Consider the following 7,527-nt stretch of genomic DNA (forward strand, 5'->3'; position numbering starts at 1 on the left):
CAAGGTTGCTTTTTGAAAACAATTGAGTATAAAGTAAAATAGATTGCAAGAATGTTGCTTGAATCATTACAAGACAGAAACTTCCCATCTTCCATTCAAATTGATACTCAATGAAAATCAAAGAGTAAACTAGAAAGCTAGTCGCAGGTTGCTCAAAGCACAGCTTTGAGGTTTCAGATAAAACTGACGTGGTTTGAAGAGATTTTCGAAGAGTATGACAAATAAAAAACGAACAAGACCTACTTCCTATCACGAAAGCTAGATCTCATTCGTCAAAATGATATTACCAAGTCTTGTTTATCCATTCATTGAAACGTGAACATGGTCATAGTGGTTTTCTGTCACACTACCGCGGTCTGGCATTGGATTCCAAGTGTTAGCTGGCCCATATTTGCTATCGAATGGAGCATAGAAACGTTGTTTCCAGATGATGTAACTAATGCCGCGGCTGGCCATATTTTGAATAGCGTATTCCGCAATCTTATCCCCTAGTTCTGAGCTTTCTGGTACAATAAAGTCAATAGCCAAACCTTTTCCGTGATCTCCACTGTCTCCTGGACGGTAACCACTAAAGAATGTGATGCCAAACAAGTTGGCAATTTCTTCTTTAAAGGCAGCCGTTTGTGGTTGAAGGCCTGCATTTTCAGATTTCGCTACTGCAAGTCCAGCATAATCAGGCGCAGCTGGAGCTGTGTAAGTTGTTGAAACTATCTTCGTCTCTTCTGGTTGATAAGTAGAAACTGTTGGTGTAGCTCCATTTGATGATGCTACTTCTTTTGCTTCTGAACTTGTTGCAGTTGTTTCAGGAGCTTTTTCTTCTACTGGTGTTGTAGTTGCTTCTACTGCTGATTCAGCTTGAGTGCTTGCTTGAGTTTCATCTTTCTCAGCTGGAGTCATTGCCTGAGGAGCTGCTTCTGCAACTGCACTACTTGTTTCGGCTGTTTGCTCCTCTGGGACAGAAGTTCCTGTAGATGGTGTCACTTCTTCTGTAGCAGTCACTGTCTCCGTAACTTCTGAATTTGATGAGACTTCTTTTGGCGCTTCTGCAATTGGTTGAGAAAGATCTGCAACTTGAACAGTTTGATCATCTACAGTCACTTGATTGGTTGTCAAATCTGCTGTCGCAGTTGTCACTTCTTCATTAGAGTCTGCTTGGGGTGTTTGGATTTCAACTTCCGTTACTTCTTCTACTTCATTGACAGTCGTTGTCAAAACAGTTTCTGGGAAAATCAAGTCCATATTAGTGATTTTATTCAAATTCGCAAGAACTGTGACATCTACACCCAAGGCTTCTGCAATTGTGCTCAAGGTATCACCATACTGTACTGTATAACTTGTTTTGTTGTCCGTTTTAGTCAAATCATTTTGGATTTGCTCAACACTACGTGCAATCCAAAGAAGTTCTTCTGCTTGGGTTGCCAATACTGGGGCAAATGACAAGGCTACTGTTGACGCTAATAATATTCTTTTCTTCATTCTTTCAAATTCCTTTCAAATGAGTACCTGTCTATGATAACACAAAAAGAGCAGAAAAAAAGCCCTCTCGGGCTTATTTAACAGAACTGTCTATTCCTTGTAACAAACTCGATTACTTGAAATAGTTTGTTAGGTCTCTGTCACAAAATTGACACAATCTTTTTATCGCTCAGCCTCAAAAAAATGGGAAATATCTGCTAACGCTTGAATCCTGTGATTACCTTCATAAGACGACTCTAAAAAGTTGATACTTTGAATCCCACTATTCTGAGCAAATTCCACATCCAGAGTTCGGTCCCCTATATAATAAGTCTTCTCAGGATTCAGCTGATACTTGTCTAAGAGATAGGTAGCCGCTTCTGGACTTGGCTTCCGCGCAAAGCCACTCTGACTGGTTATAATCTCTGTAAAATAAGATTCCAAACCCAAGTCTCTTAGAATGGTAAAAGCATTATCTCCCTTATGAGTGTAAACAAGCTGTTGAATCCCTACTTGGTCTGCCCAAGACAACACTTCACGCGCACCTGGCATTAAGACTACCTGAGCATTCTTCTCAGCCAGACTCTGGGCACGCACTTGATTGAGCACTTCCACATCCAGATTTCTAGCTTCTGCCACCCGCACAAGCAAATCTTGCACCGAATACTTGAGGATAAGCTCTCTTACCTGCTCCTTATCATAAGGAATAGAAAACTGACCAAAAGTCTCCTCAATACCTGATAAAATCGCTTCGTAAGAGTCCAATAAAGTCCCGTCTAAATCCCAAATAAAAGCTGTTTTTTGCATTTCCTATCCTTTCAAGCTCATATAACGCTGGTAACGGTAACGTAGAAATAACCAACGAAAACCATTATCCAAAAGGGTTCCGGCCCAAATACCGGGCAAGCCCCAATCAAGCACAATCCCCATCAGATATCCTGTTCCAATGCGGATACACCACATTCCTATACTTGTCGCATAAAAGGGAAGCCGAGCATTGCCCAAACCCTGCCAGACTGCTGTATAGATGACTGTTCCTATCGTCATAGGAGTACCAAGTAGTGAAAAAAGTGTCACTAGAACACTAGCCTCCACCGCTAGAGAATCTGTCGTATAGAGATGAGTTAATGGCACACCCAAGGCATAGATACTAAAGGTCAAAGGCAACATGAGAATCAGAGAAAGCCAAAAGGTTTGCTTGCTCAAACTAGCGACTCTTTCCCAATTATCCTCTCCAACCGCTCGAGCCACCAGCATGACCGTTGCCGTAGCGACGCCAAAGGCAGGCATGTAGTTAAACTGGGTCAAGACTTCTCCGACTGCATTTCCCGCCACTGCCTCTGTCCCGAAAGACACAACCAAGGCAATGATAACGACATCACCAGCCCGCATCATAAGCCTCTCTCCAGCTGCTGGAAAAGCTAAGGTCAATAGTTCCTTATCTAAACCAAAAGTCGGTTTCATATAAGGCAGTTTTAATTGTGACCACAAAATCACAAGACCAACCAAACGAGACAGAATAGTCCCCCAAGCAACACCCGCTATCCCCATATCCAGTACAAAAATAGCTAGACTGGAAAAGAGAATATTCAAGGCATTGGATAAAAAACTAACATAGAGGGGCAAACGTGGATTATGCGTTGCACGAATCAAGGAACCAAGACTGGTCATCAAGCCCAGAAGAACAATCGATCCGCCTACCAAAGATAGATACAGTCCTCCACTTTCGGCCACAGTCTGTTCAGTTCCCAATAGTCCTATCATCTCTTGCCCAGCGAAGATAGACAAAGCTCCCAAAAGGAAACTTAATAGTAAAGTAATTTTCAACGCCTCAGTCACATGATAGGCTAGCTTAGACTGATCCTTCTGCACCAAACTTTTTGAAATAACACTGGAAATAGCAGCTCCCAGAGCGATGAAAATCGCCTGATAAATCGTAATAATATTGCCAGCTATTGATACACCCGAAATGGCTATCAATCCTAAATGAGCAACCAAATAACTGTCCACCATCCCCATGAGCATCTGCAAAAAGTTTTCGCCCATAGCTGGCAAGGCAATATTAAGAATGTCTTTATTTTTCTTAAACAATCCTTCCTCCTGATGAAAAGAAACTCAGTTGGTTTCCCAACCGAGTTTACTCCTTCTGCCTTAAAGTCCTAGATAATCCTCAACCGCTGCTTGCATATCAGCAGCTGCCACTGTTGTCTTGTGACGAACAGGAGCTGTTTCAAGCCCATCAACTGCTGGTGGCACTGCAACGCCTGAGATGTCATGTAATTGAGCCAAGGCTTCAAAGTCAGTTAAGCCAACTTTCCCCGTTACAGCTTCTACTGCAACTACTGGGAACTTGTATGGACTAGCTGTTGATGCAATCACTGTCTTAGTCGCATCTCCAGTAGCAGCTTGGTATTTCTTATAAACTGCCGAAGCAACCGCCGTATGTGGATCCTCGATATAAGAATCTGACTCATAGACACGCTTGATTTCTGCCGCTGTTTCTTCCTCAGTCGCATATTCAGCTGCAAAGAGGTCCAAAATCTCTGCATCAAAGTCTGTCAACTTATATTGTCCTTGCGTATTCAAGGCATTCATAAGTTCAGCTGTCTTAACTGCATCATTCCCCAAAAGATGGAAAATCAGGCGCTCCAAGTTTGAAGATACCAAGATATCCATAGATGGACTAGTTGTTACTTTAAACTCACGTTTCTTGTCGTAAACACGTGTCTTGAAAAAGTCTGTCAAAACATTGTTGTCATTTGAAGCACAGATCAATTTACCAACTGGCAGACCAATTTGCTTAGCATAAAAGGCAGCTAAGATATTTCCAAAGTTTCCTGTTGGTACTGTGAAATTGACCTTATCACCAGACACAATCTCACCAGTCTTAACCAACTGAGCATAGGCATAAACATAATAAACAATCTGTGGCACCAAACGACCGATATTCATAGAGTTAGCAGATGAAAATTGCAACTTGTTGGCTGCCAACTTCTCACGAAGAGCCACATCGTTAAACATATGCTTCACATTAGTTTGGGCATCATCAAAGTTACCATCAATAGCGATAACATGAGTATTGTCGCCAGTCTGAGTGGTCATTTGCAACTCTTGTACCTTGCTGACACCATCTTTTGGATAAAAGACGATAATCTCAGTACCAGGAACATCCGCAAACCCTGCCATAGCAGCTTTCCCAGTATCACCAGATGTAGCTGTTAAGATGACAATCTTGTTCTCCAAGCCATGCTTCTTAGCAGCTGTTGTCATAAAGTATGGCAAAATAGACAAGGCCATATCCTTAAAGGCAATTGTTGAACCATGGAAAAGCTCCAGATTATATTGGCCGTCTAATTTCACTAATGGTGCGATAGCTGGAGTATCAAACTTGCTATCGTAAGCATTGTTGATACAGTAGTCCAACTCCTCAGCTGTAAAGTCATCTAAAAATGCTGACAAAACAAGCTTAGCAACTTCCTGATAAGAAGCATCTTTCAATTTGTCAAAGTCCAAATCTACCTTTGGATAAGTAAGCGGTGTAAACAAACCGCCGTCCGTCGCCAAACCTTGCAAAATAGCTTGGCTGGCAGTTACTGTATTGTTGGCATCACGCGTTGATTGATAAACTAATGTCATTACTCTCTATCCTTTATCTATAGTCTCTTCCATTATATCATGATTTTTCAGAAAATTCTCCCTTTATAAAAGAAATTATAGTTCCAATTCTTCTTTCAAAGGCTGTAAATAAATCATTTCTTGTTTATTTCTCATCTTCAATCCTTCCTCAGCTAACAGAAGTAAGTCTTTGGAAAATTCAATAATCGTAGTTTCTTCCTCATCTGTAAGCTTTTTCTTAGAAAATTGTCGTCTTAAAAACTTATAATCACAACCAAATTTCTTAAAGAAAGGTGCTGTTTCTAAGTAAGCTACTAACTTATCTAAATTAACCAACAATCCCAAGTGAAAGGCAGCAGAAGCGAAAGTTCTATCAAGTGGCTGTGTACACACACTACGAAACTCAACTGTTCCTCGAGTCGTTAAGTCTTGGTACTGGTAACTACGATGAGTTTCAAAATCCTTCTCTTGAGGGTAAATAAGAATCTTATCCCCATTCAGAGCATATGCTTGGATTTCAGGTGTAGCCAAATAGTCCCTTGCCTGAATTGGATAAAAATAATAGGTTTGTTCATCACGTTCCGCAGTAAAAATTGCAGAATGATCTAAATAATCAAAAAAATCATCCTCATCTTTAAAGAGTCTAGCATTGACCCCGACGTTCTCTGGATAGATACCATGCATAGATTCTTCCCAGAAAATATCCCTTGAAATTTTCGTATCCCAATCTGCTCCCGAAAACTCAGAGTTTGGAAATAAATAAGCCTTAGCCGCTTCAATTTGAGTAAAAGCACTAATCACCCGTAAGTAGTTGGATTTTGAAATATCCAGCTGAACCTGACTCCCACAGATAAAAGCACCATATTCAGGGAAATGATGTAAGTTTGATTTAGTAACATTTCTACTCAAATTCAAATAGTCCATCAACATCTGATAGCGTGGGTAAGCCACTGGACAATTCTCATTTTTATCCCAGTTGGGATGGATACCACAGCCAACAATAGCATGATTTGATTCGCCTAATTTTCTCTGAATTACATCCATATAATTATTAAAACGATTTTCGACCTCTTGAATCGTTTCAGCCTTACCAAATGCAAACTCAATCGTTGTATAGGAAACTTCAAATAAAATAGCATCCTGACTTATTGGATCTACTAACTGGATAGGATTGCCAAAATCATCTACCTTTTCTACAGTGAAATCCAGAGCGGAAACTAAATAATGAAATAGATTCTTTATAATTTCAACATTTGTAGCATCCCCTTCTAAACTTGCAACAGGATACTCCAACTCAATTCCGACAAACAATTCAGGATTTTCTTTAATATTTTTCAAATACCGATGTTTTAATAAATCGATAGAACAAGACATACTCCCCTACACTTTCTTAATCTAAATAAAATTTGAATAACTACTATTATACCAAAAATAATACAAAAAAGGAACGAAGATTAACTACGTTCCTAACGCTATACTATACCGGCGGCCGGGGTCGAACCGGCACGTCCTTGCGGACACTGGATTTTGAGTCCAGCGCGTCTGCCAATTCCGCCACGCCGGCAAATAGTAACTGGGGTAGCTGGATTCGAACCAACGCATGAGGGAGTCAAAGTCCCTTGCCTTACCGCTTGGCTATACCCCAATAATATAAAATAGGCGAGTGATGGGGATCGAACCCACGCATGCCAGAGCCACAATCTGGTGTGTTAACCACTTCACCACACCCGCCATAATTCTATTAACACGGGCAGTAGGAATTGAACCCACACTGAAGGTTTTGGAGACCTTAGTTCTACCTTTAAACTATGCCCGTAAAATGGAAGGGGAGGGATTCGAACCCCCGAACCCGAAGGAGCGGATTTACAGTCCGCCGCGTTTAGCCTCTTCGCTACCCTTCCAAAATATATAAATGGCGCGAGACGGAATCGAACCGCCGACACATGGAGCTTCAATCCATTGCTCTACCAACTGAGCTACCGAGCCTTATTGCGGGAGCAGGATTTGAACCTACGACCTTCGGGTTATGAGCCCGACGAGCTACCGAGCTGCTCCATCCCGCGTTAATATAAAAGGAGGATGTGGGATTCGAACCCACGCACGCTTTTACACGCCTGACGGTTTTCAAGACCGTTCCCTTCAGCCGGACTTGGGTAATCCTCCAAAATAGTTTATACGGGAACAAACCCGTGTCCTCTTAGTGAAAAGATAATGTTTCAATTCTCTAGTAATGGACTAAACACTATGGGCACGAGTGGACTCGAACCACCGACCTCACGCTTATCAGGCGTGCGCTCTAACCACCTGAGCTACGCGCCCAAGTTAAAACTTGGTACAAAGAACAAAGTTCAAAGCGGGTGACGAGAATCGAACTCGCGACAACAGCTTGGAAGGCTGTAGTTTTACCACTAAACTACACCCGCTAAAATGGGAGTTAACGGGATCGAACCGCTGACC

At 41.6% G+C, this 7,527-nt stretch carries 5 protein-coding genes and 10 tRNA genes; all 15 read right to left on the reverse strand.

Annotated elements, in window-relative coordinates:
* Positions 1-297 precede the first annotated feature (297 nt).
* Positions 298-1,476, reverse strand: coding sequence for a LysM peptidoglycan-binding domain-containing protein (locus tag HT688_RS10480; RefSeq protein WP_172923776.1), 1,179 nt, complete (start codon positions 1,474-1,476; stop codon positions 298-300).
* 162 nt (positions 1,477-1,638) lie between these two features.
* The gene (locus tag HT688_RS10485; RefSeq protein WP_172923777.1) at positions 1,639-2,262 is read right to left on the reverse strand and encodes an HAD family hydrolase; all 624 of its coding nucleotides are present in this window, start codon (positions 2,260-2,262) and stop codon (positions 1,639-1,641) included.
* 3 nt (positions 2,263-2,265) lie between these two features.
* Positions 2,266-3,546 (reverse strand): MATE family efflux transporter, encoded by a 1,281-nt coding sequence (locus HT688_RS10490; protein ID WP_172923778.1) that lies wholly within the window; start codon positions 3,544-3,546, stop codon positions 2,266-2,268.
* Between the two features lie 60 nt (positions 3,547-3,606).
* Positions 3,607-5,091 (reverse strand): threonine synthase, encoded by a 1,485-nt coding sequence (gene thrC / locus HT688_RS10495; protein ID WP_172923779.1) that lies wholly within the window; start codon positions 5,089-5,091, stop codon positions 3,607-3,609.
* A 75-nt stretch (positions 5,092-5,166) separates the two neighbouring features.
* Positions 5,167-6,444: a glutamate-cysteine ligase family protein gene (locus HT688_RS10500; protein ID WP_172923780.1), complete on the reverse strand. Its 1,278-nt coding sequence runs from the start codon at positions 6,442-6,444 to the stop codon at positions 5,167-5,169.
* Positions 6,445-6,550: 106 nt separating this feature from the next.
* Positions 6,551-6,634: transfer RNA gene (locus HT688_RS10505), tRNA-Leu, on the reverse strand.
* Positions 6,635-6,643: 9 nt separating this feature from the next.
* A tRNA-Gln gene (locus HT688_RS10510) sits at positions 6,644-6,715 on the reverse strand.
* 13 nt (positions 6,716-6,728) lie between these two features.
* Positions 6,729-6,801, reverse strand: a tRNA-His gene (locus tag HT688_RS10515).
* A gap of 14 nt (positions 6,802-6,815) precedes the next feature.
* Positions 6,816-6,886, reverse strand: a tRNA-Trp gene (locus HT688_RS10520).
* 4 nt (positions 6,887-6,890) lie between these two features.
* Positions 6,891-6,971, reverse strand: a tRNA-Tyr gene (locus HT688_RS10525).
* Positions 6,972-6,983: 12 nt separating this feature from the next.
* Positions 6,984-7,056 (reverse strand) — tRNA-Phe (locus HT688_RS10530).
* A gap of 3 nt (positions 7,057-7,059) precedes the next feature.
* A tRNA-Met gene (locus HT688_RS10535) sits at positions 7,060-7,133 on the reverse strand.
* Between the two features lie 10 nt (positions 7,134-7,143).
* Positions 7,144-7,233, reverse strand: a tRNA-Ser gene (locus HT688_RS10540).
* 82 nt (positions 7,234-7,315) lie between these two features.
* Positions 7,316-7,389, reverse strand: a tRNA-Ile gene (locus tag HT688_RS10545).
* A gap of 33 nt (positions 7,390-7,422) precedes the next feature.
* Positions 7,423-7,493: transfer RNA gene (locus HT688_RS10550), tRNA-Gly, on the reverse strand.
* Positions 7,494-7,527: the final 34 nt, after the last annotated feature.

It is taken from the genome of Streptococcus sp. 1559, assembly GCF_013276735.1.
Classification (GTDB): Bacteria; Bacillota; Bacilli; order Lactobacillales; family Streptococcaceae; genus Streptococcus; species Streptococcus pseudopneumoniae.

Excerpts from the sequence above, each read along its gene's own strand:
- thrC (WP_172923779.1), bottom strand. The coding sequence starts at position 5,091 with ATGACATTAGTTTATCAATCAACGCGTGATGCCAACAATACAGTAACT.
- HT688_RS10500 (WP_172923780.1), bottom strand. The coding sequence starts at position 6,444 with ATGTCTTGTTCTATCGATTTATTAAAACATCGGTATTTGAAAAATATT.
- HT688_RS10485 (WP_172923777.1), bottom strand. The coding sequence starts at position 2,262 with ATGCAAAAAACAGCTTTTATTTGGGATTTAGACGGGACTTTATTGGAC.
- HT688_RS10480 (WP_172923776.1), bottom strand. The coding sequence starts at position 1,476 with ATGAAGAAAAGAATATTATTAGCGTCAACAGTAGCCTTGTCATTTGCC.